The sequence below is a fragment of the Ochrobactrum sp. AN78 genome, from assembly GCF_029909885.1.
Lineage (GTDB): Bacteria > Pseudomonadota > Alphaproteobacteria > Rhizobiales > Rhizobiaceae > Brucella > Brucella quorumnocens.
Genome location: NZ_JASAMU010000011.1, coordinates 103,577 through 129,511 on the forward strand (window position 1 = coordinate 103,577; position 25,935 = coordinate 129,511).

The following is a 25,935-nucleotide window of genomic DNA, read 5'->3' on the forward strand; positions in this document are numbered from 1 at the left end:
AAGAAAAGGTTTACAATTTCAATCACTTGGCGTTAACCGCATATTTACCCTACTCAGTAACCATAAGGACAAGTTTTTAGCGTTCACAGGTAATCGAGTATCCCATGTCCCTAGTACGTCTTGCACATGAGTTGCCTATTGAGGCCCCGCGTACCGCTTGGCTCGACTCTATCATCAAGGGTGATTGCGTTTCCGCATTGGAACGCCTTCCGGATCACTCGGTGGACGTCATTTTTGCCGATCCTCCTTACAATCTCCAGCTGGGTGGCGATCTCCACCGCCCTGATCAGACGATGGTTAGCGCTGTTGACGATCATTGGGATCAGTTTGAAAGCTTTCAGGCCTATGATGCCTTCACCCGCGCATGGCTTCTGGCCTGCCGTCGCGTGCTGAAGCCAAATGGCACTATCTGGGTTATTGGTTCTTACCACAATATTTTCCGCGTTGGCACACAGCTTCAGGACATTGGCTTCTGGCTTCTGAACGACATCGTATGGCGCAAAACCAATCCGATGCCAAACTTCCGTGGTCGCCGTTTCCAGAACGCGCATGAAACACTGATCTGGGCTTCACGTGATGCAAAGGGCAAAGGCTACACCTTCAATTACGATGCCATGAAAGCGGCCAATGACGATGTGCAGATGCGCTCCGATTGGCTGTTCCCTATCTGCACCGGCTCGGAACGTTTGAAAGATGAAAACGGCGACAAGGTTCATCCAACCCAAAAGCCGGAAGCGTTGCTTGCGCGCATCATGATGGCTTCAAGCAAGCCAGGCGATGTCATTCTTGATCCGTTCTTTGGATCAGGTACGACCGGTGCTGTTGCAAAGCGTCTTGGCCGTCATTTCGTCGGCATTGAACGTGAGCAGGCCTATATCGATGCGGCGACTGCCCGCATTGATGCAGTTGAACCACTTGGTAAGGCTGAACTTACTGTCATGACAGGCAAGCGCGCCGAACCACGGGTGGCTTTCACCTCGATCATGGAAGCAGGCCTTTTGCGTCCGGGCACAGTTCTTTCTGATGTGCGCCGCCGCCATGCTGCTATCGTCCGTGCTGACGGTACTCTGGCTGCCAACGGCGAAGCTGGTTCCATTCATCGCATGGGTGCCAAGGTGCAGGGCTTTGATGCCTGCAATGGCTGGACGTTCTGGCACTTTGAAGAAAACGGTGCTTTGAAGCCGATTGATGAATTGCGCACGATTATTCGTGATCAGATGGCAGCGGCTGGCGCTTAAATTCAAATATAAATAGCTTACTACTATCGGACGACCTCCAACAAAGTCTGATGAAAAGACCCCCGAAGTGGATTGCTTCGGGGGTCTTTTTCGTGATCGAGATGTTCTAGAGCGTAATTCCTTAAACTTGGATCAGTTTAAGGTAAAATTATGCTCTCATTTTAAAGTGTTAGCGCGACCTTTGTGCGCCCAAGTGGGCGCACGGCGCTCTAATCAGAACGAGAGGCCGAGACCTTTGAGATCGCTTGCAAGTTTTGGTGCGCCGGTGAAATGCACGGCTTGCCAACCAGCGGCCTTCGCACCTTCGACATTGGCTGGACTGTCGTCGATGAAAAGCGTTGCTGCTGGGTCGAGATCAAAGCTCGCGACGTGATGATCGTAAATTTCGCGGTCCGGTTTCAACATGTGAATATCGCCGGAAACGGTTACGCCCCGGCTTTCGGTGAGAAACGGAAAACGGCCTTGCGCTTCGCGCAGCGTGTCAGAAGCAAAATTTGTCAGCATGGTCACGTCGTTACCCTCAGCAATAAGTCCGCGTAGAATCGCAACGCTGTCATCATAGGAATGCGGTACCATCAGGTTCCAGTTTTGGCGAAACGTGCGGATATGATCGCTGCGGTCAGGATGGGCTTCGATCAGCAGGGCTTCCGCATCTTCCCAACTGCGACCGCGATCTTGTTCGATATTCCAGGCACCCGTGCAGATGTTTTCCAGAAACCAACGACGTTCGGTGGCATCAGGGATCGCGTCAAGATAAGCGAGCTCCGGATCATAATGCAGCAGCACTCTGCCAATATCGAAAACGACGTGTTTAACTGGACTGGTCAACGGCTTTTCCTCCCCCGTTTGAAAGCATCTGGAATGGCGGCCGTGATGGCCTTTTTCATGACAGTTGGCAGAGCTTCGTCCTCTAATTCTGAAGGAGAAGACCACCAACCATCGTTGGTTGTGTGTTTGGCAATATCGTTGGCGGCGTAGACAGAAAGACGCAACTCGAAATGTGTAAACACATGTGTGATGCTGCCAGATGACATCCAATCCGCTACAAAGGGTGCGGCATCTATGCTGGAATCGCCATCTATGCGCGCGGTCCAGCTGCTTCCCGGCACTTCCGTCATTCCGGCAAGTAGACCTTCGCGTTGCCGTTTACGTAATAGAACTGAACCGTCATCTGCGACTGCGATAAAGGCGGCACCCGTCCGTACTGGCTTCTGGGCTTTCGGCGCTTTGACGGGAAACTCTTCCGGGTCACGGTTAGCAAGCGCTTCACAGTTGTCATTCACCGGGCAAATTGCACAGGCAGGGCGCCGTGGTGTGCAGATGGTTGCGCCCAGATCCATCATGGCTTGCGCAAAATCACCCGGCCTGTCCACTGGTGTCATTGCGCCCATTCGAGCGCGAATCTCAGTCTTGGCAGCGGGTAGGGGTGTGTCGATGGCGAATAATCGTGAGATTACGCGTTCAACATTGCCATCGACCACTGCTGCGGGCTCACCGAACGCGATAGCTGCGATGGCCGCGGAAGTATAATCACCGATACCCGGAAGCTCTTTTAGATCAGCCGCAGTAGAGGGAAATTTTCCACCATAATTTGCCGCAATAAGGTCTGCGCATTTCTTGAGATTGCGCGCACGTGAATAATAACCAAGGCCTGCCCATGCGCGCAGAATATCGTCTTCGCTCGCCGCAGACATAGCCGCAACATTCGGCCAACGCTCAACAAATTTTGTGAAATAGGATTTGACCGCTTCAACTGTCGTCTGTTGCAGCATTATCTCTGAAAGCCACACCCGGTATGGGTCCGACTTAATGCCGCGCGATTGCTCAACTGGTGTTACACGCCAAGGTAGGATGCGATGGTGTCGGTCATACCAGTCAAGAATTTGTCCAGTTCTAGTACTATCGGGTGTGTGGAGCATTTGATCGGTATGATTTAAACGTTGGGAAACTCTCGCTACTCTGATTAAAGACCTTTGTTTAGAATTGATAGAAATTAATGCGTAGCATCGCTTTCTTGTGCTTTTATGGCATGCGATAGATCTCACGGCAGTGAGGCGGGAAGCAGATGTGAAATAAGGAGAGTCCGTGGCTAGTTCTGTCCCGGTATATGTCATAAATCTCGCACGCTCTCAGGACAGATGGGATGCTTTGCGAGCGAGTGCCAATAAGTTTTCAGTTGATGTTCATCGCGTTGAGGCAGTCGAAGGTAAGTTGCTGACCGATGACGAGTTGGTGGGTTTTGACGACGCTGGCTTTCGTCGCAGACATGGAAAAATTGCGATGCCTGCCGAGATTGGCTGTTATTTCAGTCACATCAGGGCACTTGCAGCAATCATCGCTGCGGATGAGCCTTTCGCAGTAATTGTAGAAGACGATGTCGAATTTACACCTGAGTTCACGCCATTTATTACCAAGGCCTGCAGATTGAAAGGGTGGGATGTCATTAAACTCGTCAACCACCGTACGGCTGCTTTCCGAGGCTTTCGTTCTATAGATAAGTGCTTTTCCATCGGGCGTTGCCTACACGGGCCATCCGGAAGCTCTGCCGCGTATATTGTTACATTGGACGGTGCGAGACGCCTTCTATCCGCGATCAAACCGATGAGCCTTCCATACGATGTCGCGTTAGAGCGCGGTTGGGCGGGTGATTATGAAATTTTCACTACCGACAAACCTGTAGTAGCTCTTTCCAATGTGGCAATCTCCACCATTGCACAAGGTAGGAAAGGGTACGCCAAAACGCGTCTGCCGACATACAAAAGACTAAGCACACTTTTCTTTCGAGCGACTGACTATGTCAGGCGAATCGCATACGCTCTTGGGCGAAACGGTGTGGAAGAGGTGTAAGTGGGTTTTCTAAAAAAATCATTTCTTGTTCGCCGTCGAGTGGACCATTGGGCATTAGGGATCGCTTCAGCTTCGATGCCTATTCGACTGGGGTTGGGTCCGCTCATCCTTTTCATATTCGCATGTATTGGTATTTATCTCAGCGCGGCACGTCATGCGACTACGCGTCTTTTTGCTAAGAAATTTTACATTTTCATTCTGCTTTACGCAGTTTGGTCACTCGGCCTTATTCTTTTCCGTGGTGAACCGTTCAACGATAACCGCCAAATTGGTTATACGCTGCTGATCGCAGTGTTTGCCTTTGCGGGTCCAGGTATGTTGTTGGTTCGCAATCCACTGCGCGCCTATGTATTGGGAGCGCGCGCCGGTGTTGTGATGGCAGTGCTCGCTGTGCTTTATCTTGTATTGACACAAGGTGGTCGCATTGGTGTCGGTGGAAATGAGGCAGTTTTCGCATTTGTTGCGGGCGTTTCGGCAATATCTGCGGGAATCCCTATTCTTAAAGCGCCACGTTATCTTCCAAATGGCCCCCACTGGCTCGTGCTGGGACTCGCTGCGGTGCTGGCGTCGGAAACACGCGCGGTGATTGTTGTCTTACCGATATTTGCGGCTGTGGAGATTATATTTTTCCTCCGTCGTCTGAGCGTTAAGCACCAAGGAGCCGTCTATGCCGCGCTCGCTGCGGCACTCGCGGCGCTCGTTATTGTAGGACCTGTTGGCGATATTCTTTCTAAGCGGTTTTCTGGGATGGCCGAATATTATGACAGCGGCGATAGTTCTAAGTGGGAAGATAAGATTTCGGCAGATATCCGCGAGGTCATGTGGAAGAGCGCTGCTAAAGTCATCGAACACAATCCCATAGCGGGCGTTGGCTCTTATTCAAAAATGGATGCGGTTAAGGCGCAAGCAGGTGAGCAGGCGTCGATGCTCGAAGGCTTCCGTCACGTCCACAATACGATCCTTGATGAACTATTGAACGATGGCATCATCGGGTTGTTTTTCATGATGGCTGCCTTTCTTTCGATCTTTGTACATCTTTGGCGGAATGCTGATAGCTGGGGTATGCGGCGCGCCTTGGTTTACTTCGCTGTGGTGTGCGGAAGCTACGGCATGTTGCATAATCCGCTCTTGCATGAAGTGACCATTTCTTCGGTCATGTTCTTCATTGCAGCACTCAACGCAGCTTCATCGCGGCGTATCATGGCTTTGCGTCGAGCAGGCCTCTCAAACTATATTCGCGGGAACTAGGGTTTATGAAAGCTATCGTCACAGGTGCCGCTGGCTTCATCGGCTTTCACACGGCTGTGCGTCTTCTTGATGAGGGCTGGGAAGTTCTCGGGGTCGATAATCTCAACGATTATTACCAGGTGGATCTCAAGGAAGCACGTCTTGCAAAGCTGCATTCGTGTCATGGTTTCCGGTTCGCACAGGCCGATATCTCGGACGCGAACGCTTTTGCTGTGGCCATTGGAACGGACCGCGATGCGGATGTGATTGTGCATCTTGCGGCACAGGCAGGCGTTCGTTATTCGATCGAAAATCCAGCGGCCTATGTATCAGCCAATGTCATGGGGCAGGTAACGGTTTTCGAGACCGCGCTTAAGCTCGCAAAGCGACCGCCAGTGGTTTATGCCAGCTCGTCATCGGTTTATGGTGCAAATGAGAAAATCCCGTTTTCCGAAAGTGATCCAGTGGATCATCCCGTTTCGGTTTATGCGGCGACCAAGCGTTCAGGCGAACTTCTAGCCGCCTCCTATAAACATGTTCACGGCTTTTATTCTACAGGTCTTCGATTTTTCACCGTCTATGGGCCATTTGGTCGCCCGGATATGGCACCATGGCTGTTTACATCAGCCATTTTGAAGGGCGAGCCGATCCGCGTTTTCAATAATGGCGAAATGCAGCGCGACTTCACTTTCGTCAACGATATCGTGAGCGGTGTATTGGGTGCGATAAAGCGCATTCTTGAACACCCGGAAGAAACCGCGCCAGTCTATAACCTTGGCAATAATCGCCCTGTGATGCTCAACGATTTCATCGCAGCCATTGAAAAAGCATGCGGTAAAGAGGCGATCCGCAAGCTGGAGCCCATGCCCGCAGCGGATGTTCCGCGCACCTATGCGGATATAACACTTGCAGCGCGCGATCTCGGTTTCAGCCCTCAAACCACGCTCGATGAAGGTATCCCTTTGTTTGTTGAGTGGTTTCGGGGCTATAATGGGACGCGATGAGCGAACCAAAACCAAAACGGGGCTTTCGCCCGCTGGCAGATATGACGTCGCGTCTGATGGACCCGATGTTGCAGAAGCGCGCGGGTATTAATCTTTCGCTGCTGCAATCTTGGGAGGATATCGTCGGACCGGCAATCGGCGCATCATCGCGGCCGTTGCGAATAAATTGGCCTCGACGATTACGCGAAGACGATCCTTTCAGTCCCGCCACCTTGATTATCGCCTGTGAAGGTTTTGCGGCCCTGCAAATACAACATGAGACGGGCGAAATTATCAGCCGTGTGAACGGGTTTCTCGGTTTCTCCGCTATAGGTCGCATTAAGATTGAGCAGAAGCCGCCCGCGCTCGACTTCAGGCGTAAACCAAAGCGATTAGCCCCTCTGGCACCCTCGGAAGAACGGCGCATCGATAAGGCAACCGACGGTATTGAGGACGATGCGCTCCGCGCCGCCCTTGCTCGGCTCGGCAAAAATATTCTTGCCGAGAAACGATCAACGAAGAAATGAGCACTCTGCCTTAAATTTGATTCAAGATTGTTGCTGAACTTCATTTGATCACAACAGGGCTGGTGATTAGTGATCCACCACCCTAAATTGTGCCTAAAGCATGTCGCGAAAAAGTGGGAATCGGTTTTCCGTTAACGATATGCGAAAAACTAAGAATAAAGCGTGTTGTTTGAATATGATAGAATGCGAAACGCTTTAAGTGTCAACATTGAAACAGGACTGGATGATTCGTATGCCTGCACCGCTTAACCGCAGACATGTTATTTCCCTAGCGGGTGCCGCCGCCGCCGGGCTCGCTTTTGCTGGCAATGCGAGTGCACAGTCACGCAGCGCCGAGGCGACTGTTGACGCCGCGAAGGTTGCTGAAGCCGGCAAGCTCAAGGACATGGTTTATGGCAAGGCCGATGCGCCTGTTACGATTGTCGAATATGCATCGCTAACCTGTTCGCATTGTGCTGATTTTGCGGTCAACACATTCCCGACCATCAAAGAAAAGTACATCGATACGGGTAAAGCGCGTTTGATTTTCCGCGAATTCCCGTTCGATCCACGTGCGACTGCAGCCTTCATGCTGGCTCGTTGCGCGCCTGAAGACCGTTATTTCCCGATGGTTGAAGTCTTCTTCAAACAACAACAGCAATGGGCTGGCGCCGCTGATGGCGAAGCTGCACTGCTTCAAATTGCGAAACTTGCAGGTTTTACACAGGAGTCGTTCAAGGCTTGCTTGACGAACCAGCAAGTTCTCGATGATGTGAGAGCAACCATGGAACGTGGATCGACTGAATTTGGTGTGAACGCTACGCCAACATTCTTCATCAACGGTCAGAAATACGCTGGAGCCCTTTCGGTTGACGAGATGTCGGCAATCATTGACAAGCTGCTCTAAGTCGCCTTTCGGCAAGAAAAGCGGGCGCTTCATTGCGTCCGCTTTTTGTGTTTCTGAGGGGAGGGCACGCTGATGCGCTTCTCCAAGCTGCGACTTGTCGGTTTCAAGTCCTTTGTCGAACCTATGGAGTTCGTCATTGAAGGCGGATTGACAGGCGTCGTCGGGCCAAATGGTTGCGGCAAGTCCAATCTCGTCGAAGCGCTGCGCTGGGTGATGGGTGAAAACTCATACAAGAATATGCGCGCTTCCGGCATGGATGATGTAATCTTTTCTGGTTCAGCTACGCGTCCCGCGCGCAATACGGCAGAAGTGACGCTCTTCCTCGACAATTCTGATCGCACCGCACCGGCTGCTTATAATGATCAGGACGAGTTGCAGGTTTCGCGCCGCATTGAGCGTGAGGCCGGTTCCGTCTATCGGATCAATGGCAAGGAAGCGCGCGCCAAAGATGTGCAACTTCTCTTCGCCGATCAGTCGACCGGCGCTCGTTCGCCGTCTATGGTTGGACAGGGGCGCATTGGTGAACTCATTCAGGCCAAGCCACAGGCGCGCCGCGCGCTTTTGGAAGAAGCTGCGGGTATTTCCGGCCTCCATACGCGTCGACATGAGGCCGAACTGCGTCTACGCGCTGCCGAAGGCAATCTTGAGCGCCTCGAAGATGTCGTGGGTGAGCTGGGTAGCCAGATCGAAAGCCTGAAGCGACAGGCGCGACAGGCCAATCGGTTCAAGGCGCTTTCTGCTGATATACGCCGTGCCGAAGCATCTCTTATGCATTTGCGCTGGTCACAAGCCAAAGCGCAGGAAGGCGAAGCGCAAAGTGCGCTCGCGCAGGCAACTTCTGTGGTTGGGGACATGGCACAAGCGCAGATGAATGCTGCGCGTGAACAGGCCGTTGGCGCTCATAAATTACCCGAAATGCGTGAGGCAGAAGCAAAGGCTGCTGCTGCTCTGCAACGCCTTTCCATCGCTCGCACGCAGCTTGATGAAGAAGACGGTCGTATTCGGGCCCGCCGCGCCGAACTTATGAAGCGGCTCGAACAGCTGACGGCTGATATCGCCCGTGAAGAGCAAATGGTGCGTGAGAATGCCGATATTCTGGCGCGTCTTGATGAGGAAGAGCAAGAGTTGCTTGCTTCGAACGAAGCATCTGGTGAGCGCGATGAAGAATTGCGCGCGATCTTCGAGGAGGCGGAAATCCGCCTGCAGGATAGCGAAAACGCGCTGGCTCGCGTGACTGCGGAACGGGCGGAAGCTTCTGCAGAACGTACGCAGATTGAGCGCGCGTTGCAGGAAACGCAAAGCCGCCGTGATCGTCTGGCAAACCAGATGGAAACGATTGAGCGCGATATCGCATCAGTTGCTGAGCAGATCGGTGGTCTGTTTGATCCGTCTGAAAAGCGTCTTCTCGTTGAAGGAGCGACTGATGCGCTGGCTGCCGCCGAAGAGGCTGTGATCGCTGTCGAAGAACTCGTGAGTTCCGCTCGCGAGCAGGAAACTGCCAGTCGTCAGCCGCTGAACGAGGCTCGCACGGAACTCAATCGTATTGAGACCGAAGCACACACGCTGGCGCGCATTCTCAATGCTGGTGAGGCAGGGCAGTATCCGCCTGTTGTTGAGGAATTACGGGTCGAGAAGGGCTATGAAATAGCCCTTGGTGCGGCGCTTGGCGAAGACCTTGATGCTGCAAGCGATTCCAGCGCACCGGTCTTCTGGGCCTATAACCCCGCACCCGAAACTGATCCTGCACTGCCTGAAGGTAGCGTGCCTCTTGATCGTTTGGTGGAAGGCCCACAACAATTGCGCCGCAGGCTCGCGCAGGTGGGTGTTGTTTCGGAGAGTGATGGCCAGCGTTTGCGGGCATCCTTGCGTCCCGGCCAGCGCCTTGTAAGCAAGGCTGGCGCTCTGTGGCGCTGGGATGGATATACCGCTAGTGCTGACGCGCCAACGCCTGCTGCACAGCGACTTGCGCAGAAGAACCGGCTAGCCGAGTTAGAGCAGGAAGCAATCGCGGCCGCTCGCCGCGTGCACGACGTTGAGCAAGCCGTACAGCGTCTTGAAATCGCCGTGCGTGAAGCAGTCGAGCATGAGCGTGTGGCGCGGGATTCATGGCGCGCAAATCAGCATAAGCTGGATGAAGCGCGTGAGGCTCTGGCTGCCGTTGAACGAGCCGCCGGGCAACTGGCTACTAAGCGCGCGGGCCTCGAAGAAGCCAAATCGCGCCTTGAGGAAAATCTCGAAGAAGCGCAAATCCGTGTGGTTGAGGCCGAAGATCGGCTCAACGAAATGCCGGATATGGACGCAATCGGCGAGCGCCATTCGGCTTTGAATTCAGAAGTGCAATCGGATCGTGTAACACTTGCAGAAGCGCGCGCGGCTTATGAAGGTCAGCGACGTGAAGCGGACAACCGTGCGCGACGGTTGGCGATGATTGGCATGGAACGGCGCAACTGGGCGTCACGAGCGCAAAATGCAGAGCAACAAATTGCAGCTCTGAATGACCGCCGCGCCGAAACTGCGGATGAAGCAGAAGTTCTGGCGGAAGCCCCGGAAGAAATCGAGAGCCGCCGCCGTGCGCTTTTGAATGAACTTTCGGAAGCAGATGATCGTCGCAAACAGGCTGCCGACATTTTGGCTGAGGCCGAAGCGGTGCAGGCCGAACTCGACAAGGCTGCGACACTGGCGATACAGCAGCTTGCAACCAGTCGTGAGCAACGCGCGCGCGCGGAAGAGCGCCTGACTGCTGCCGAAGAGCGCCGCAAGGATACGGAATTACGCATTGCAGAAGCGCTTAACTGCGCGCCGCATGAGGCCATTCGTCATACGGGCCTCAAGCCCGAAGATCGTATGCCTGATCCGGATCAGCTCGAACGCCAGCTTGAGCGGTTGCGTATCGAACGCGAGCGTCTTGGTGCGGTCAACCTGCGCGCGGAAGAGGAAAGTCAGGAGCTTTCTGCTCGTCTTGAGGCGATTATCTCCGAGCGCGAAGACGTCATCGAGGCGATCAAGAAACTGCGTCAGGCCATCCAGAGCCTCAATCGCGAAGGCCGCGAACGTCTGTTGGCTGCTTTCGATGTGGTGAATGCGCAGTTCCAGCGTCTGTTCACGCATCTTTTTGGTGGAGGTACGGCAGAGCTTCAGCTGATTGAAAGCGATGACCCTCTGGATGCCGGTCTGGAAATCCTTGCTCGTCCTCCGGGCAAGAAGCCGCAGACGATGACCCTTCTATCGGGTGGCGAGCAGGCACTGACAGCAATGGCGCTGATCTTTGCAGTATTCCTCACCAACCCAGCGCCAATCTGTGTGTTGGACGAAGTGGATGCACCGCTCGATGATCATAATGTCGAGCGCTACTGCAATCTGATGGATGAAATGGCGGCTTCAACCGAAACGCGTTTCGTCGTCATCACGCATAATCCGATCACCATGGCCCGTATGAGCCGTCTGTTTGGCGTGACGATGGGCGAGCAGGGCGTGAGCCAGCTTGTCTCTGTTGATCTGCAAACTGCAGAGCGGTTGCGCGAAGCGGTCTGATTTTCATTGCTGAGTGATAGTATCACTCTTCATTTTCGCCTTCGTCTTCATCATCGGCTTCAATTACTTGCCAGATAAATGCGTGAAGACGTTCTTCAATGCTTGCTCTGGAAGCACCTGATGCTTCCATCTCACGCTTGATTTTGAAGACTTGGTCCTTGTCAGATTGCGACAGATATTTGGCGGCGGATTCAAGTGATGATAATGAACTGGACATTGCTGTTGATACTGTTTTGTTTGGTGAAATGCTATAGCGCATCCCGAAAAGTGCGAAGCGGTTTTCGGATAAGATGCGCGTTGGCTTAAGAGGCTGCATCCCGAAAAGCGCGAAGCGGTTTTCGGATAAGATGCGCGTTGGCGTAAGAGGCTGCATCCCGAAAAGTGCGAAGCGGCTTTCGGGATAAAGTTCTCGTAAACATAAATAGATAGAGCATTTCCAACGATTCAATCTGAACTGGAAATGCTCTCGTTTTGCGTCATTCTTGATCAGCGAGCCTTATAGGTCACGCTCATTTTTGCGCCTGTCAGCGCGTGTTGTGCAAGTTTGCCCGGCTCCAAGTCATTGAGGCCGATTGGCATTGGCTTGTCGAAATGCACATCCATTGTGAAGAAACCGGTCGGATGTGGCATATCCTGAACAAAACGCAGAAGTGCTTGTCGAGAGGTCGCATCAATCTGCTTGTCAGGCATCGCTTCGACAGATTTACTCACGATATCACGTAGACGAGCAATATCGATTTCCGGGTCGCTTTCACCGGTTTCAGATGGCAGTGCGGCGTAATTTGCAAGAACGGGCAGGGCAACACTCTCCCACAGCCCCTGATTATCAAGCCGTAAGCGCAGATGCGAAAGCGTTGCGGTTGGATTAACCGTAAGGCTCGCAACCGATGAATCGACGGGCAGGTTGATTTCCGCAGAAACTGAAGCCTTACCCATCTTTATGCTGCTGATTTCTGCGTTCTGAATGTGGAGATATCCGCTTTCCGGATTGAAGCGATAAGAAGCAGCGAAATCCATCGGCCATTGCTGAATTGAAGTAATGTAATCCGATACTTTGTTGCCGCTTTGCAGCGTCATGCGTACGCCATCCACCGCCAAGCGCCCCCACTGCGGTGCAGTTTTGCTCAAATCAGGGGCTTCAGAAAGATAGTCCTGCAGGCGATCAACTTCCAAAACGGCTCTTTCGACTGTCCACCCCATAATGCTCATGGCTTGATAAATGCCGTTCGAAACAACGCAGCCATCGGGAATATCTCTGACCATATAATCTTTGCCGGGCTTGAGAATACTCATGCCCTTGAGAAATTCTTCGCACCGGCTAAGCGGTGCGTTGTCAGGTGCAGGCGCGGTTGTTTGCGCTAATGCTGACGTGGCGGCGAGGGAGAGCAGGACGGTTGGAAGGATAAAGCGCATGTCACCGAATTCTATGTTGAACCAAATAAGATACGCCGCATCATTTCCATATGGTCGCTGCTGTCAACCAGTGACAATGAAAGTTGCTACTTGTCGCTCCAGACCGCAAGCTCGTTGCCTGCAGGGTCGGTGAAATGAAAGCGACGCCCACCAGGGAAGGCAAAGATAGGTTTCACAATCGTTCCACCAGCCTCGGTCACGGATGCCAGCGTTTCTTCAATTTTTGCCGAATAAAGTACGGGCAAAGGTTTGGCGGTGGCTTGGGGATCGGCATCAAAGCCACCATCAAGCCCTTCGGCAAAAGCGGAATAGGTCGGGCCGTAATCAACGAATGACCAGCCAAACGCACGCGCATAGAAACTTTTCGCGGTGTCGAGCGACCCATTGGCCGCAGGCATTTCAAGATAATCGAGCTTGCCGGTGATACGCATGTCCAACTCCAAATGTTCGATATTTGTTCTTATATTGGAGGTAGGCCCGCCAATTTGTCAAGTGATATTGGATTTCGATTAACAGGCCGTTTTGATTATTAAAAGTGAAGTCGGCCCATCAAGATGCAGTCGACAAACTGTCCGTCTCTGAAGGCATCGGATCGCAGAACGCCTTCGCGTTCGAAGCCGAAGTTTTCATATAGCTGAATGGCGTGAAGATTGTCAGCAAACACTGTCAGATCCAGTCGCTGAAGGTTGAGCCAGTTGTCTGCCACGTCAATAATTTCGCGCATAAGGCCAGTGCCGATGCCTTGGCCGTGGTAGTCATCATGCACGCCAATACCGATAGTCCCTGCGTGTATTCGCCGGCCATCTGCGCGACGAATATCGCAGCTTCCAACAATCTTTCCGTCAAGTGTGGCTACTATGACGATATGTTTATCTTTGAGGTTTGAAAGCCATTGGCGCGTGTTTGCAACGCGCGTAAACGGCAAACGGGATGTTCCCGCTCGAAACTTGGGCATGTTGGTCATTGCACATATTTCTTCCGCATCCTCTACGTTTGGAGCGCGATACGTGAGTGCATCTGGTGCTGAAATCATGGAGCCTCCGGTAAACACAGTTCCGAAGCCTAACCGCTCAACAGGCAGCCAGCCATTGCAAGAAACCAATCCCTATTTGTCTGGTTTCCTCATTAAATTTGCGTATCATGACTACCGCATCGACCCAAAATCGAGTGCGATTTTTGGAAAGCACAATGCGTAGATTCAATGAGTTAGAGCGGCCTTTGTGCTCCGAAGGGACGTACGGCGCTATAGAGCGTGTTGCGCTTAATCGCACCCACAACGCTCGCTCTAGATTCTTTTAATTGCCGCATGTTCGCGGGAACTCAAATGAATCCATTTGAGCACGACATGCTTTAGCCTTAGCGGTCTAATCGATTCTATTACGGTGCTTTGTCTTTTTTGATTGGCAGGCAACGACTTGATCGCATAAGCACGAAGATAATTTCTGCAGGCCTGTGGAAAAAGCACAGGCATTGCGGACCGTTACCTGCGCAAGGGAGGCCAGCATGGCGAAGTGGGTGTACGCATTCGGTGATGGTAAGGCAGAGGGCGCTGCGAGCGATCGCAACCTTCTCGGTGGCAAAGGAGCGAACCTGGCTGAAATGAGCAGCCTTGGTCTGCCAGTGCCGCCCGGTTTTACAATAACGACCGAAGTGTGCACCTCCTATTACGACCATGAACGCACCTATCCCGACGAACTCGATGGGCAGGTGCAAAAGGCACTGAACCATGTTGCAGATCTGACCGGCCGCGCATTTGGCGGCACGGAAAAGCCGTTGCTGGTTTCGGTGCGTTCTGGCGCGCGCGCCTCCATGCCAGGCATGATGGATACGGTTCTGAACCTTGGCCTCAATGATGAGACCGTTCAGGCTATCGCGCGAGAGGCTGGTGACGAGCGTTTTGCTTACGACAGCTATCGCCGCTTCATCCAGATGTATTCAGATGTGGTGTTGGGTGTCGACCACGGTTTCTTTGAAGAAATTCTGGAAGACAAGAAGGCCGATCTTGGTGTCGAAGTCGATACAGCGTTGAGCGCTGATGACTGGAAGGAAGTCATCGGGCTTTATAAGGCCAAGGTCGAAGAAGAACTGGGCGCGCCATTTCCGCAAGACCCGCGTGAGCAGCTTTGGGGTGCGATCAGCGCAGTCTTCTCAAGCTGGATGAATGCGCGCGCTATCACCTATCGCCGTCTGCATAATATCCCAGCGCAATGGGGAACCGCCGTCAATGTTCAGGCGATGGTTTTCGGCAATATGGGCGAAACCTCTGCAACGGGCGTTGCCTTTACCCGTAATCCTTCCACCGGCGAAAAGAAACTCTACGGCGAGTTTCTGGTCAATGCACAGGGCGAAGATGTGGTTGCAGGCATTCGCACGCCGCAGAACATTACCGAGGAAGCGCGAATTGCCGCTGGTTCCGACAAACCGTCGCTTGAAAAGGTAATGCCGGAAGCATTTGGCGAGTTTCTGAAAGTGGCTAGCCGACTTGAGCGGCATTATCGCGACATGCAGGATCTCGAATTTACCATCGAACGTGGCAAGCTCTGGATGCTGCAAACGCGCTCGGGCAAGCGCACGGCCAAAGCAGCGTTGAAAATGGCTGTCGAGATGGCCGCCGAAGGATTGATTACTGAAGAAGAAGCCGTGCTGCGTATTGATCCGGCAGCGCTTGACCAGCTTTTGCATCCGACCATCGATCCTCGTGCCGAGCGCATCGTTATCGGCCAGGGACTGCCAGCTTCGCCGGGGGCTGCGACAGGTGAGATCGTGTTTTCGTCGGAAGATGCTGAACAGGCCAAGTCTGAAGGCCGCAATGTTATCCTCGTGCGCGTTGAAACGAGCCCGGAAGATATTCACGGCATGCACGCGGCCGAAGGCATTCTGACAACACGCGGCGGCATGACCAGTCATGCCGCAGTTGTTGCACGCGGTATGGGTAAGCCTTGTGTGTCTGGCGCAGGATCGCTGCGTGTCGATTACCGCAACGGCACGATGCTGGCCGCAGGTCAGACGTTCAAAAAAGGCGATATTATCACCGTTGATGGCGGCAGCGGTCAGGTACTGAAGGGGGCGGTTGCCATGTTGCAGCCGGAGCTTTCCGGCGACTTTGGTCAGCTGATGCAATGGGCGGATAAGACACGTCGCATGAAAGTGCGGGCCAATGCGGAAACACCTGCAGATGCCCGAACAGCACGTTCATTCGGCGCGGAAGGCATTGGGCTCTGCCGTACTGAGCATATGTTTTTCGAAGGCGAACGCATTATAGCAATGCGCGAAATGATCCTTGCCGACAAAGAGGAAGGTCGTCGCACGGCTTTGGACAAGCTTCTGCCGATGCAGCGTTCGGACTTTGTCGAACTGTTCGAGATCATGAAGGGGCTGCCGGTTACAATCCGCTTGCTCGATCCGCCGCTCCACGAATTCCTGCCGCGCACGGACGAAGAAGTCGCGGAAGTTGCAAGTGCTATGGGTGTCGATGCTGATAAGCTGCGCGAACGTTCCGAGAGCTTACACGAATTCAATCCGATGTTGGGCCATCGCGGATGCCGTTTGGCCGTGTCTTATCCAGAGATTGCTGAAATGCAGGCGCGAGCGATCTTTGAGGCCGCAGTCGAAGCTGGCAAAAAGACCGGCGAACCGGTGGTGCCGGAAGTCATGGTGCCGCTGGTTGGTCTCAAGGCAGAGCTCGATTTTGTCAAAGCGCGCATTGATGCTGTGGCAAAAGAGGTTATCAGCGAAGCTGGCGTTCAGATCGATTATATGGTTGGCACTATGATCGAGCTGCCACGTGCGGCTTTGCGTGCTGCCGAGATTGCAGAGACCGCAGAGTTCTTCTCATTTGGTACGAACGATCTCACGCAGACGACATTTGGTATTTCGCGTGATGATGCTGCTCCGTTTCTTTCGACTTACCAGAGCCGTGGTTTGATCGAACAGGACCCGTTCGTCTCGCTTGATTTAGAGGGCGTGGGTGAACTGATCCAGATCGCCGCCGAACGTGGACGTAAAACGCGCGACAATCTCAAGCTTGGTATCTGTGGCGAACATGGCGGCGATCCGACGTCGATAGCTTTCTGCGAGAAGACCGGGCTTGATTACGTGTCCTGCTCGCCTTTCCGTGTGCCGATTGCACGTCTGGCGGCAGCGCAGGCCTCAGCACGAAATAGCGCGTCCCGAAAAGTGTGAAGCCGTTTTCGGACAAGATGCGCGTCAATTGAAGACTTGAGAAGGCCCATCTGATTGAATCAGATGGGCCATAAAATTATGTGCCATAATTCGGCTTTGGTTCTGGCGCTGTAAACTGTGAGTCTTAATGCCAGAACTTTGTTTATCGGGGCAGATATGTTGCGTCAGTTACTTGCGGCGGGGGTCGCGCTCATTTGTTTGAACACTGTGGCCAGCGCATATGATGCGCTTCCGCAGCCGGAAAACAACGAAAAAATCAGAATTGTTGAACCACAATTGCGTATTGCAAAGGGTGGGGCGGCTGCGCCGCAAGTGGCGCTGACGCTCGATGCCTGCATGGGGAAAACGGATCACCGTATTCTCGATGTATTGGTGCAGAAACGCATTCCGGCGACGATTTTTGTTACTGCACGCTGGCTGAAGCAGAATGCGGAAGCCTTTGCGCTGATGAAGGCGCATCCTGACCTCTTCGACATTGAGAACCACGGCAATATGCATGTGCCAGCCATAACCAATGTGCAGACCATGTATAATATCAAAACAGCGGGTTCACTGGATGCCGTTCGTTCGGAAATTGATGGTGGTGCCGATGCAATCGCCAAGTCAGGCGCTTCAAAACCGCAATGGTATCGTGATGCAACCGCCCGCTATTCGACCGATGCGGTTAAACTCGCGACGAGCATGGGCTACAAAATCGGCGGTTATTCATTGAACGGCGATCAGGGTGCATCGCTGCTTGCGCCTGTCGTTGCACGGCGCATTTCGGCTGCACGCGATGGTGATGTCATCATTTCGCATATCAATCAGCCAACGCGCTCGGCAGGTGAGGGCGTGGCCAAGGGCATTCTGGCACTTCAGGCCAAGGGCATGAAGTTTGTGAAGCTAAGAGACGTTGAGACGTCCATGACGCTCAACCCGGTGCCGGACCATAATCTGCACGCAGGCGCACCTGCGACACTTGCAAAGCCGCCCGCAAACAAGTGATGGTTTTAAGTTCTAGAGCGTGTCGCGCTTAATAGCACCTATGACGCACGCTCTAGATTCTTTTAATTGTCGCATGTTCGCGGGAGCTCAAATGAATCCATTTGAGCACGACATGCTTTAGCTACCGTTTGTCTTGTCCTTTGGGGACAGGCTTTTCATGACTGCTGCGTAATTGCGTCCAAGGCTTTCAAACAAAGCATTCTCGCCAGTCAATGGGGCAACGGAAAGCGTTGTGCCGTCATTGCCCAACGTGACAAAAACAACCTGATCTTGTGGTTGGCCTGCAATAGCAATAGCGCCAATACGTTGTGTTTCACTGGTGTCGAGCGCAGGCATGTTGAACAGAACTTCTCCGCCCACGCGTTCTGCTGCCTTGGCAAGGGCAGTGTCAAATCCTTCGATCAGAACGTCGATGGCTCCGAGCGCAAATTCAAGCTCGACTGCTTCCAGCGTCATTACATCCTGATCGGCTTCAGCAGCGCTGGATGTAGCTGGCTCATGGCCATTATGAAGGGTGCGATCCATGTCGTCCTCTCCGACGAATCCGAAAAAAGCCCCCATATACGCGATCATGCCCTTCGTTAGAAGTTGCTGCAATAGCTTTTATATTGATTTCACTCTATTTTTCCCGCTCATTCTTTGTAACTGGATGAATTGACAGTGCGTGCCCTGCCTTTTCCTTTTGCGTCCGAGCTCTCTCTGTTATGCATGGAAGCGCTCTGAAACGCGGTTGGGATCCTGCATGAGAAAACTTCGCTATCAACGCCGACAGTCTGGTTCAGCCCTTTGGGCTTTGCGTTTTGGCGTATTTGCGGCCGTGCTTTCAGCGCTGGGTCTTATCCTGCACAGGTTCGGCAAGCTGGAAACGCCGGATTTTGTTCTGGTTGCTACCCTCGGTGGTGGGCTTGCGATACTCGCGCTGTTATGTGCCGCAAAAGGACTACGTAATTTGTGGGTCAATGGCGACAAGGGTGGAGCACGCTCTTTCTGCGGCAGCTTTCTGGCTTTTGCAGTTCTGCTGCCGCTCTGTTTTGTAGGCTCTCTTTGGTATGGCTCGCCACAGCTTTATGATCTGACAACTGATTTTGAGACGCCGCCACAGTTTCCATCGACAATGCCAGCCCGCTTGCCGGGCATGAACGCGCTCTCAGTTGATGTTGCCGCAGATATGATAGGGCAAATGTCAGCCTATCCGGATGTAATGGGGCGCCGTTATCCCGCAGCTCCAGATCGGGTTGCGCAAGGGGTAGAAAATACCCTCAAGGCCTTTGGCTGGACGCAGATTAGTCGCGACATTCCTTTGCCAGAGCAGAATGCTACGCGTTTTGCTGCGACGGCCCACAGCACTTTTCTTGGCTTGAAGAGCGATGTGGTTATCCGTCTGCTTGATGAAGGCGAAACCACCTATGTCGATATGCGATCCTTGTCGCGTTACGGCAAGCGGGACATGGGGCTGAATGCCGCCTTCATAACCGAGTTTTTGTCGGCACTCGAAGGCGAGGTCAACAAGGCTCCAGCCGATGTTGAATGATCAGCGCGGCTGATAGATCCCATTCAGGGATGGATAGCCATCAGTGATGATTTCCCCGCGTCCGACGAGATCTTCGAGATGCGCCAGTACCGAGAGTGCTGCAGCACCATGCAGACGCGGGTCGGTTTCGCGATAGATCGCTTTGACCATATCCGGGATCGTGCGATCGCCTTGAACGATCCGCTCCAGTATTGCGCGTTCTCGCATTTTACGATGTGCACGCAATCCCCGCACAAACGCCGCCGGCTTTGTGACTGCACCTCCATGGCCAGGCAGATAGATATCATCATCGCGTTCAAGCAGCTTCTCAAGCGAAGCCATGTAATCGCTCATTGAACCGTCTGGTGGCGCAACGATAGACGTCGCCCATGCCATCACATGATCGGCAGAAAACAGGATGCCTGTGCCTTCTAGGCCGAAGGCCATGTGGTTGGCTGCATGGCCGGGGGTGTGTATGCCGCGCAGCGCCCAACCGTCGCCGTCGATCTTTGCACCATCGGACAGGACCAGATCGGGTGCGAAATCGGTATCGGCACTTGCCTCAAGAAAGTTCACTTCGCCGCTATAATAAGGACGGGCGGGGCGATGTGGACCCTCGGCAACAACAAGCGCACCAGTCTGTTCCTTCAGCCGCCTTGCGAGGGGGGAATGGTCGCGATGGGTATGGCTTACAAAAATATGACTCACAGGGCGCTTGGCGATTGCAGCGAGAAGAGCCTGAAAATGCGCTTCGTTCTCTGGACCTGGATCGATAACGGCGAGCGTATCTGTCCCTATGATATAGCTGTTTGTGCCATGAAATGTAAAAGCGCTCGGATTATTCGCAGTCAGGCGGAGCAGGTCTTTACGCAAGGCAACCGGCGCCCCATATTCCGGGGAGAAGCTGCCGTCGAAATCAAGCGCCATTGAATAATCCAACTCGTTTTGGTTTGTCGGTTTGTATTGTTGCAATTCTTCGAACGGCTTAGGACGAATATAGTCCGGTTTCAAATGATTATCTGGTGAAGCGATACTCACAGCGCCGATTATAGGAGTGAGACAAAGATGCGTCAGAGAAATAAATCAAAAATTGCCGTGGCGTCTCTTCCCGCTGGCTACTTGCAAACCAAGCAACTGACACGGGCTTTCCGGTTTGTTGTGCTGGCAATTCTTGGTAGCGCGGTTCTCACGCTCTCGGCAAATATCAAGGTTGATCTTCTCTACGTCAATGTGACGATGCAGACTGCAGCACTGTTTGCAATTTCTGCGCTTTATGGTTCACGTCTGGCTGTTGCCACTGTCGCGCTTTATCTGCTTGAGGGTGTGCTCGGCATGCCTGTTTTCACAGGAACACCCGAAAAGGGCGTGGGCCTTGCCTATATGATGGGGCCTACTGGTGGCTATCTGCTTTCTTATCTCGTTGCCGCATGGATGATTGGTCGAGCTGCGGATAAGGGGCTCGCACACAAGCCGCTTGCGCTTGGCGGTGTCATGCTGCTTGCAGAAGCCGTCGTGCTCGTCATGGGCGCGGGCTGGATGGCTTATTTGTATGGCATTGAAAAAGGTATCGCCTTTGGCTTTGGTGCCTTCATCATCGCCGATCTGGTCAAGCTTGCACTTGCGGCCTGTAGTGTCCCGGCAATGTTGGCACTATTCAAGCGTTGATCAGCACAATCCATTGATAAATCTCAAGGTCCGAGTTCGTTGCGCGGCCTTTTTCATGACTTTGTTGAAACTGCTTTGCGATTGACAATTAGTCGGCGGCAAAGCTTTGTTAGACTGCATAAAATCAGGTTTGTGGGGGAGAAAAGCGTGAAGTTTGAAGTGCTGGAAGTTGAGCCGCTGACAAAGGCGGCTTTTGCCCCTTTTGGGGATGTTATCGAGGTGAACGGTGCTGAGCGACGTCTCATCAACAATGGCACGACGGAACGCTTCCACGATCTTGCCCGCGTCGAGGCCGTTGGCACTGACGCACGTGTTCTGATCAATATTTTTCGCGGACAGTCTTTCTCAGCACCAATCGACATCGTGATGATGGAGCGCCATCCTTTCGGATCTCAGGCCTTCATACCCTTAAACGGCAGGCCGTTTCTGGTGGTGGTGGCAGAAGATGCTGAAGGCAAACCCGCGCGACCGAGAGCGTTTTTGGCGCGAGGTGATCAGGGCGTCAACTATTGGCGCAATGTCTGGCATCATCCGCTTGTATCCCTTGAGCAGACGTCAGATTTTCTTATTGTTGACCGCGCAGGCAACGAGGATAATCTGGAGGAGTATTTCCTTCCGGATGTCGCCTATCGCATCGAGACAATCCCGGCTTTTGAAACGCAAATCTGAGGATCAAAATGGGCAAGCTATCTACACATGTTCTCGACACTGCGCATGGTAGTCCGGCGGCAGCGATGCGGATTGAGCTTTATAGGCTTGGAGCCTTGGGAAAAACGGAGCTGATTAAGCGTACTGTCACCAATCTCGATGGTCGCACAGATGAGCCGCTGCTGAGCGGGAGTGAAATGCAGGAAGGCACTTATGAGCTGCAATTTCATGTCGCTGAATATTTTGAAGCACGCGGCGCAGACGTTGCCAATCCTCCGTTCCTTGATCTCATCCCAATCCGTTTCGCGATCGCGGATGAAGACGGCAATTACCATGTGCCACTTCTGGTCAGCCCCTGGTCTTATTCGACCTATCGCGGAAGCTGACTTATCCCCCTCTACCTGAGAGCCATTAAGCTCCCCGCATTACCAACGCGAGGAGCTTTTTATGGATCAAACACCAAATCTGAAACTACCCTATATCATGCCCAGTCAGGCGCAGAAGCATGTCACGCATAATGAGGCGCTGCGATTGCTTGATGCCGTCGTGCATCTCAGTGTGAAATCGCGCATACAAACTGGCGCGCCCATCGGACCGCTCTCAGGTGAGCGGCATATAGTTGCAAGCCCTGCAACCGGCTTGTGGGTTGGAAAAGACGGAATGATTGCCTTCTTCATCGATGACGGCTGGTCTTTTGTTACGGTCGCAAAAGGCTGGCTTGCCTATGTCGAGGATGAAGGCAGATTGCTGGTGTTCAACGGCACTGAGTGGGAGGTCGCAGGCTCGGTGCCCGATAGCCTGTCGCTCTCGATGCTTGGTGTGCAGGCCACAGCGGATGCAATCAACCGTTTTGCAATCTCGTCGGAAGCAAGCCTCTTTAACAATGCGGGTGCCGGCCATCAGATCAAAGTGAACAAACAGGCGGCAACAAATACAGCAAGCCTGTTGTTCCAATCAAACTGGACGGGCCATGCAGAGATGGGCCTGAATGGCGATAATAATTTCAGCATCAAGGTTGGCGACGATGTGGGCAATTGGCGCGAAGCTGTTAAGGTTGATCGAGCAACCGGCAATGTCGCAGTCGGCTCCATATGGCCGGAAACTCGCCTGCATGTCGACGGACCGATACGTCCTGCATCTTTTGCGATAGCAGATTTGCCATCGGCAGCAGCGCATGGGGCAGGGGCGATGGTTTTTGTCAATAATGCAAGTACCGTCCCCCAAATGGTCTATTCAAACGGTTCTGGCTGGCTCAGCATGCGAACGGGCGCAGCAATCACCTGACGCACTATCGATTAGACGCAACGGTTTAGCTGCGTCCTCTGATCGCAATCTGCCGCATTTACAGCGGTTCCAGTTAATATTGAATCGTTGGAGCCGCTTTAACTAATTGTTTTTACGCATTTCCGAACGCAAAGCCGGTTCCCACTTTTGCTGGAAATGCTTTAATTTTGGAGAATACCGGCCTTTTTGGCCTGTAAGGACAGATGCTCATGAATAGTCAGAGTTCCACCGTCTCCCTGTAGTGGTATGGGATCTTGAGCTTCGCGCGCTTCCTTCGGTGTAAGCCCGAAACGGGCTTTGAAAGCCTTCGTGAGCTGCGTTCCATCGTGAAATCCGCAACGATAAGCGACCTCCTTCAAGGAAATTGCCTTGCCCTTCTTGTCGATAACAATCCGGTACGCGAGATCCAATCTTTTATCGCGAATAACCTTTGCCACGCCTTCATCCGGCTCAAAGGCGCGATAAAGATGCGACCGTGACATGCGGAAATGCTGCTGTATCGAATGTGGTCCCAGCAGCGGATTTGTGATGTTCTTGTCGATGTAAGCAAGGATACGGTTGCGTATGGGCAGGTTGATCGGGACATTCTCAACTGAACCTTTGTCGGCACCCTTGATGCATGAAGCAAGCAGCACCAACAAAGCATCCTTGGCGGCAATAGATTCCATCGCCGAAAGCTCCTGAACAACATCATTCAAGCCACGCAGATATTCAAACAAAAGCTGTGTCGTGGGAGCCTCGGCTTTAAGAATCATCCCATGCAGATTGCGCCAGCCAACAAGCTTCTCAAGTTCTTGACGAGGCATGATCACGGTCAGACGCGCGCCTGCTTCAGCTTGACTGGATATGACTTGGGCCATGTCGAGAATGAAAATATCACCGGGCTTCGCAGAGACAGCAACACCATTGAAGTCGCCGCTCAAAGTACCAGCCAGCATGGCCTGAAGGACATAATGATCAAGACCACTCTGGGCGATGATACTCGTTGTGCGCTCATAATGTTGACTGTTGAACGTTGTAGAACCGACCAACATATTGCCGAAGGGGTAAGAACGTAATGTTCCTATAAAGCCTCTTTTATTTTCATCATCGAGCGACGACACTTCGTAAAACAGCTTTACGGCGTCACGCCAGAAATCGTCACGAATTTCGGCATCGACCATATCTGTCGATAAAAACAGCTCTTTTGTCATTCCTACCCCGTCGCGGGAAGCTATTATCATGTTTCCCGCGCAAGGGTATTCGATAAAAGCAATCAATTAGTCGTTAAAATTCAATATAATAAGAAAAATAGTGATCAATATTTCGAGAAGCCGAAGTTTATCTGCCAATATTGTGTCGTAAATATAATGTAAGATGACAGATACAAAAGCCCTGACAATATTAGTGATTGCTAATATTGTCAGGGCTTTGCAGTTTCAACTAAAATGAACTTTTAGTAAGGGCTGTCGACCTTGCCCATTTCTACATAGACGGTCTTGATCTGGCTGTAATGCGTCAGGGCTGCGATGCCGTTTTCACGCCCTATGCCGGATTGCTTGTAACCACCGAATGGCACTTCCACAGGTGTCAGATTATAGGCATTGATCCAGCAAGTCCCGGCCTTGATTTGGCTGATCACGCGATGGCCACGTGCGATGTCAGCCGTAAACACACCAGCGGCCAAACCAAATTCAGTATCGTTGGCGCGTGCAATCACCTCATCTTCGTCTGTGAACTCCAGAACGCTCATGACAGGGCCAAAGATTTCTTCACGGGCGATCATCATGTTGTCGGTTACGTCTGTGAAGATGGTCGGCTCGATGAAACAGCCCTTATCGAAACCCTGCAGCTTTGGAACACCGCCACCATAGGCGAGGGTCGCGCCTTCGGCTTTGCCTTTTTCGATATAGGAGAGAACCTTGTCGCGCTGTGCACCATTGACGAGCGGTCCCATCTGGGTCGCTTCATCAAGCGGATCGCCAATACGAATCTTGCGCGTACGTTCGACGAGACGTTCAACAAATCGTTCACGTACATTCCTATGAACGAACACGCGGGTGCCGTTTGAGCAGACCTGACCGGTTGAATAGAAGTTGCCGAGCATCGCGCCGCCAATGGCACTTTCAAGATCTGCATCGTCAAAAACGATAATTGGCGATTTGCCACCAAGTTCCATCGTGACATGCTTCAAATGCTCGCCAGCCTGCGACATGATCCGCTTGCCTGTCGGAACCGATCCGGTCAGGGAAACCTTGGCAGTCAGGCGGTGATTGACGAGTGCAGCACCCACATCACCAAAGCCCTGAACGACGTTGAACAGACCATCCGGCAGGCCCGCTTCCTTATAGGCTTCAGCCAGCGCGAGCGCGGAGAGGGGCGTGTTTTCTGATGGCTTGAAGATGAATGCATTGCCCATGGCGAGCGCCGGGGCAGATTTCCATGCGGCGATCTGAATCGGATAATTCCATGCGCCAATACCGACGCAGATGCCGAGCGCTTCACGACGCGTATAGGCAAACGATCCACCAAGCTCCACGAACTCGCCATTGAAACCGGAGATGATGCCGCCGAAGAATTCGAGAGCATCTGCGGCGGACGCTGCATCTGCAACAAGCGTTTCCTGAAGCGCCTTGCCGGTGTCGAGTGTCTCAAGCTTTGACAGTTTCTTGTTTTTCTCGCGTAAAATTTCCGCCGTGCGGCGCAGAATGCGGCCGCGCTCGACAGGCTTGAGTGCCGCCCATTCGACCTGTGCTTTGAGGGCTGCCGCATAGGCGGCCTCAATCACATCAGGCGTTGCCGAATAGAGCTTGGCGATTTCTTCACCAGTTGCCGGATAGAAAACGGGAAGCGGCTTTCCCGCTTTGTCTTCGACGAATGCGCCGCCGATGAAATGCGAGGCTTTGGGTTGTACTTTCATTTTATTCTCCTCGGGTTTCATCCTTGCATTTGAGCCAAAATTATAAGGCGGTTTTGCGTGGGATAATACGTAAAAACAAATAGTTAGAGTAGCTTCGGTAATCCGGCTTCA

The 25,935-nt window shown here is 52.8% G+C and carries 24 protein-coding genes; 14 read left to right on the forward strand and 10 right to left on the reverse strand.

Translation table 11 applies throughout. The features are described from left to right. Positions 1-104: 104 nt before the first annotated feature. Positions 105-1,238: a site-specific DNA-methyltransferase gene (locus QBD00_RS18510; protein WP_318580199.1), complete on the forward strand. Its 1,134-nt coding sequence runs from the start codon at positions 105-107 to the stop codon at positions 1,236-1,238. Between the two features lie 213 nt (positions 1,239-1,451). Here QBD00_RS18510 and QBD00_RS18515 read toward each other — a convergent pair whose 3' ends face one another. After that, positions 1,452-2,066: an HAD family phosphatase gene (locus QBD00_RS18515; protein ID WP_318580200.1), complete on the reverse strand. Its 615-nt coding sequence runs from the start codon at positions 2,064-2,066 to the stop codon at positions 1,452-1,454. Continuing rightward, positions 2,063-3,157: an A/G-specific adenine glycosylase gene (gene mutY, locus QBD00_RS18520; RefSeq protein ID WP_318580201.1), complete on the reverse strand. Its 1,095-nt coding sequence runs from the start codon at positions 3,155-3,157 to the stop codon at positions 2,063-2,065. Before mutY ends, QBD00_RS18515 begins: the two co-directional genes overlap by 4 nt. 166 nt (positions 3,158-3,323) lie before the next feature. Between mutY and QBD00_RS18525 the strand changes: the two genes are divergently transcribed. The 6 genes from QBD00_RS18525 (at position 3,324) to QBD00_RS18550 (ending at position 11,239) form a co-directional block, all read left to right on the forward strand. Beyond that, on the forward strand, positions 3,324-4,085 hold the full coding sequence (locus tag QBD00_RS18525; RefSeq protein WP_191793051.1) for a glycosyltransferase family 25 protein: 762 nt from the start codon (positions 3,324-3,326) through the stop codon (positions 4,083-4,085). Positions 4,086-4,160: 75 nt separating this feature from the next. After that, positions 4,161-5,333 (forward strand): O-antigen ligase family protein, encoded by a 1,173-nt coding sequence (locus QBD00_RS18530; RefSeq protein WP_318580202.1) that lies wholly within the window; start codon positions 4,161-4,163, stop codon positions 5,331-5,333. Between the two features lie 5 nt (positions 5,334-5,338). Then, positions 5,339-6,316 carry an NAD-dependent epimerase/dehydratase family protein gene (locus QBD00_RS18535; RefSeq protein ID WP_318580203.1) on the forward strand — a complete coding sequence of 326 codons (978 nt, stop codon included), beginning with the start codon at positions 5,339-5,341 and terminating at the stop codon, positions 6,314-6,316. Continuing rightward, positions 6,313-6,822 carry a DUF721 domain-containing protein gene (locus tag QBD00_RS18540; RefSeq protein WP_264232106.1) on the forward strand — a complete coding sequence of 170 codons (510 nt, stop codon included), beginning with the start codon at positions 6,313-6,315 and terminating at the stop codon, positions 6,820-6,822. Before QBD00_RS18535 ends, QBD00_RS18540 begins: the two co-directional genes overlap by 4 nt. A gap of 232 nt (positions 6,823-7,054) precedes the next feature. Then, positions 7,055-7,708 (forward strand): DsbA family protein, encoded by a 654-nt coding sequence (locus QBD00_RS18545; protein WP_095447854.1) that lies wholly within the window; start codon positions 7,055-7,057, stop codon positions 7,706-7,708. 72 nt (positions 7,709-7,780) lie between these two features. Further along, positions 7,781-11,239 carry a chromosome segregation SMC family protein gene (locus tag QBD00_RS18550; protein WP_318580204.1) on the forward strand — a complete coding sequence of 1,153 codons (3,459 nt, stop codon included), beginning with the start codon at positions 7,781-7,783 and terminating at the stop codon, positions 11,237-11,239. Positions 11,240-11,261: 22 nt separating this feature from the next. Here QBD00_RS18550 and QBD00_RS18555 read toward each other — a convergent pair whose 3' ends face one another. From QBD00_RS18555 to QBD00_RS18570, 4 genes are all read right to left on the reverse strand, one after another. Continuing rightward, entirely contained in the window at positions 11,262-11,612 is a 351-nt protein-coding gene (locus QBD00_RS18555) for a hypothetical protein (RefSeq protein WP_318580205.1), read from the reverse strand. A gap of 113 nt (positions 11,613-11,725) precedes the next feature. Further along, positions 11,726-12,652, reverse strand: a complete 927-nt coding sequence (locus QBD00_RS18560) for a hypothetical protein (RefSeq protein ID WP_318580206.1) — start codon at positions 12,650-12,652, stop codon at positions 11,726-11,728. Between the two features lie 86 nt (positions 12,653-12,738). Then, positions 12,739-13,083 carry a VOC family protein gene (locus tag QBD00_RS18565; RefSeq protein WP_094579059.1) on the reverse strand — a complete coding sequence of 115 codons (345 nt, stop codon included), beginning with the start codon at positions 13,081-13,083 and terminating at the stop codon, positions 12,739-12,741. A gap of 98 nt (positions 13,084-13,181) precedes the next feature. Continuing rightward, positions 13,182-13,685 (reverse strand): GNAT family N-acetyltransferase, encoded by a 504-nt coding sequence (locus QBD00_RS18570; RefSeq protein WP_318580207.1) that lies wholly within the window; start codon positions 13,683-13,685, stop codon positions 13,182-13,184. Positions 13,686-14,155: 470 nt separating this feature from the next. On the opposite strand from QBD00_RS18570, the gene ppdK reads away from it, so the two are divergent. Together ppdK and QBD00_RS18580 are read left to right on the forward strand one after the other, a co-directional pair. Continuing rightward, positions 14,156-16,834: a pyruvate, phosphate dikinase gene (ppdK, locus tag QBD00_RS18575; RefSeq protein ID WP_264233998.1), complete on the forward strand. Its 2,679-nt coding sequence runs from the start codon at positions 14,156-14,158 to the stop codon at positions 16,832-16,834. Between the two features lie 156 nt (positions 16,835-16,990). Continuing rightward, positions 16,991-17,818 carry a polysaccharide deacetylase family protein gene (locus QBD00_RS18580; protein WP_318580208.1) on the forward strand — a complete coding sequence of 276 codons (828 nt, stop codon included), beginning with the start codon at positions 16,991-16,993 and terminating at the stop codon, positions 17,816-17,818. A gap of 117 nt (positions 17,819-17,935) precedes the next feature. On the opposite strand, the gene QBD00_RS18585 is transcribed toward QBD00_RS18580, so the two are convergent. Continuing rightward, positions 17,936-18,343: a hypothetical protein gene (locus QBD00_RS18585; protein ID WP_095446221.1), complete on the reverse strand. Its 408-nt coding sequence runs from the start codon at positions 18,341-18,343 to the stop codon at positions 17,936-17,938. A gap of 217 nt (positions 18,344-18,560) precedes the next feature. Here QBD00_RS18585 and QBD00_RS18590 point away from each other — a divergent pair, with 217 nt between their 5' ends. Continuing rightward, positions 18,561-19,349, forward strand: a complete 789-nt coding sequence (locus tag QBD00_RS18590) for a DUF1499 domain-containing protein (protein WP_318580209.1) — start codon at positions 18,561-18,563, stop codon at positions 19,347-19,349. Here QBD00_RS18590 and QBD00_RS18595 read toward each other — a convergent pair whose 3' ends face one another. Then, the gene (locus QBD00_RS18595) at positions 19,350-20,255 is read right to left on the reverse strand and encodes an MBL fold metallo-hydrolase (protein WP_318580210.1); all 906 of its coding nucleotides are present in this window, start codon (positions 20,253-20,255) and stop codon (positions 19,350-19,352) included. A gap of 138 nt (positions 20,256-20,393) precedes the next feature. Between QBD00_RS18595 and QBD00_RS18600 the strand changes: the two genes are divergently transcribed. The 4 genes from QBD00_RS18600 to QBD00_RS18615 all read left to right on the forward strand — a co-directional run bounded on the left by QBD00_RS18600 (position 20,394) and on the right by QBD00_RS18615 (position 22,925). After that, positions 20,394-20,993, forward strand: a complete 600-nt coding sequence (locus QBD00_RS18600) for a biotin transporter BioY (RefSeq protein WP_095446224.1) — start codon at positions 20,394-20,396, stop codon at positions 20,991-20,993. 147 nt (positions 20,994-21,140) lie between these two features. Continuing rightward, on the forward strand, positions 21,141-21,662 hold the full coding sequence (locus QBD00_RS18605) for an ureidoglycolate lyase (protein WP_151091382.1): 522 nt from the start codon (positions 21,141-21,143) through the stop codon (positions 21,660-21,662). Positions 21,663-21,670: 8 nt separating this feature from the next. Further along, positions 21,671-22,027, forward strand: a complete 357-nt coding sequence (gene uraH, locus QBD00_RS18610; protein ID WP_095446226.1) for a hydroxyisourate hydrolase — start codon at positions 21,671-21,673, stop codon at positions 22,025-22,027. A 61-nt stretch (positions 22,028-22,088) separates the two neighbouring features. Next, positions 22,089-22,925 (forward strand): DUF2793 domain-containing protein, encoded by an 837-nt coding sequence (locus QBD00_RS18615; protein WP_318580211.1) that lies wholly within the window; start codon positions 22,089-22,091, stop codon positions 22,923-22,925. A 161-nt stretch (positions 22,926-23,086) separates the two neighbouring features. Here QBD00_RS18615 and QBD00_RS18620 read toward each other — a convergent pair whose 3' ends face one another. Next, entirely contained in the window at positions 23,087-24,118 is a 1,032-nt protein-coding gene (locus QBD00_RS18620; protein ID WP_318580212.1) for a helix-turn-helix domain-containing protein, read from the reverse strand. A gap of 242 nt (positions 24,119-24,360) precedes the next feature. Beyond that, on the reverse strand, positions 24,361-25,824 hold the full coding sequence (betB, locus tag QBD00_RS18625; RefSeq protein WP_318580213.1) for a betaine-aldehyde dehydrogenase: 1,464 nt from the start codon (positions 25,822-25,824) through the stop codon (positions 24,361-24,363). Positions 25,825-25,935 lie beyond the last annotated feature (111 nt).

Coding starts and splice junctions, on each gene's coding strand:
- uraH (WP_095446226.1), top strand. CDS start 21,671: ATGGGCAAGCTATCTACACATGTTCTCGACACTGCGCATGGTAGTCCG.
- QBD00_RS18580 (WP_318580208.1), top strand. CDS start 16,991: ATGTTGCGTCAGTTACTTGCGGCGGGGGTCGCGCTCATTTGTTTGAAC.
- QBD00_RS18545 (WP_095447854.1), top strand. CDS start 7,055: ATGCCTGCACCGCTTAACCGCAGACATGTTATTTCCCTAGCGGGTGCC.
- ppdK (WP_264233998.1), top strand. CDS start 14,156: ATGGCGAAGTGGGTGTACGCATTCGGTGATGGTAAGGCAGAGGGCGCT.
- QBD00_RS18600 (WP_095446224.1), top strand. CDS start 20,394: ATGCGTCAGAGAAATAAATCAAAAATTGCCGTGGCGTCTCTTCCCGCT.
- QBD00_RS18565 (WP_094579059.1), bottom strand. CDS start 13,083: ATGCGTATCACCGGCAAGCTCGATTATCTTGAAATGCCTGCGGCCAAT.
- QBD00_RS18570 (WP_318580207.1), bottom strand. CDS start 13,685: ATGATTTCAGCACCAGATGCACTCACGTATCGCGCTCCAAACGTAGAG.
- QBD00_RS18560 (WP_318580206.1), bottom strand. CDS start 12,652: ATGCGCTTTATCCTTCCAACCGTCCTGCTCTCCCTCGCCGCCACGTCA.
- QBD00_RS18510 (WP_318580199.1), top strand. CDS start 105: ATGTCCCTAGTACGTCTTGCACATGAGTTGCCTATTGAGGCCCCGCGT.
- QBD00_RS18595 (WP_318580210.1), bottom strand. CDS start 20,255: ATGGCGCTTGATTTCGACGGCAGCTTCTCCCCGGAATATGGGGCGCCG.
- QBD00_RS18620 (WP_318580212.1), bottom strand. CDS start 24,118: ATGACAAAAGAGCTGTTTTTATCGACAGATATGGTCGATGCCGAAATT.
- QBD00_RS18550 (WP_318580204.1), top strand. CDS start 7,781: ATGCGCTTCTCCAAGCTGCGACTTGTCGGTTTCAAGTCCTTTGTCGAA.
- QBD00_RS18535 (WP_318580203.1), top strand. CDS start 5,339: ATGAAAGCTATCGTCACAGGTGCCGCTGGCTTCATCGGCTTTCACACG.
- QBD00_RS18585 (WP_095446221.1), bottom strand. CDS start 18,343: ATGGATCGCACCCTTCATAATGGCCATGAGCCAGCTACATCCAGCGCT.
- QBD00_RS18540 (WP_264232106.1), top strand. CDS start 6,313: ATGAGCGAACCAAAACCAAAACGGGGCTTTCGCCCGCTGGCAGATATG.
- QBD00_RS18530 (WP_318580202.1), top strand. CDS start 4,161: ATGCCTATTCGACTGGGGTTGGGTCCGCTCATCCTTTTCATATTCGCA.
- QBD00_RS18615 (WP_318580211.1), top strand. CDS start 22,089: ATGGATCAAACACCAAATCTGAAACTACCCTATATCATGCCCAGTCAG.
- QBD00_RS18555 (WP_318580205.1), bottom strand. CDS start 11,612: ATGCAGCCTCTTACGCCAACGCGCATCTTATCCGAAAACCGCTTCGCG.
- mutY (WP_318580201.1), bottom strand. CDS start 3,157: ATGCTCCACACACCCGATAGTACTAGAACTGGACAAATTCTTGACTGG.
- betB (WP_318580213.1), bottom strand. CDS start 25,824: ATGAAAGTACAACCCAAAGCCTCGCATTTCATCGGCGGCGCATTCGTC.
- QBD00_RS18590 (WP_318580209.1), top strand. CDS start 18,561: ATGAGAAAACTTCGCTATCAACGCCGACAGTCTGGTTCAGCCCTTTGG.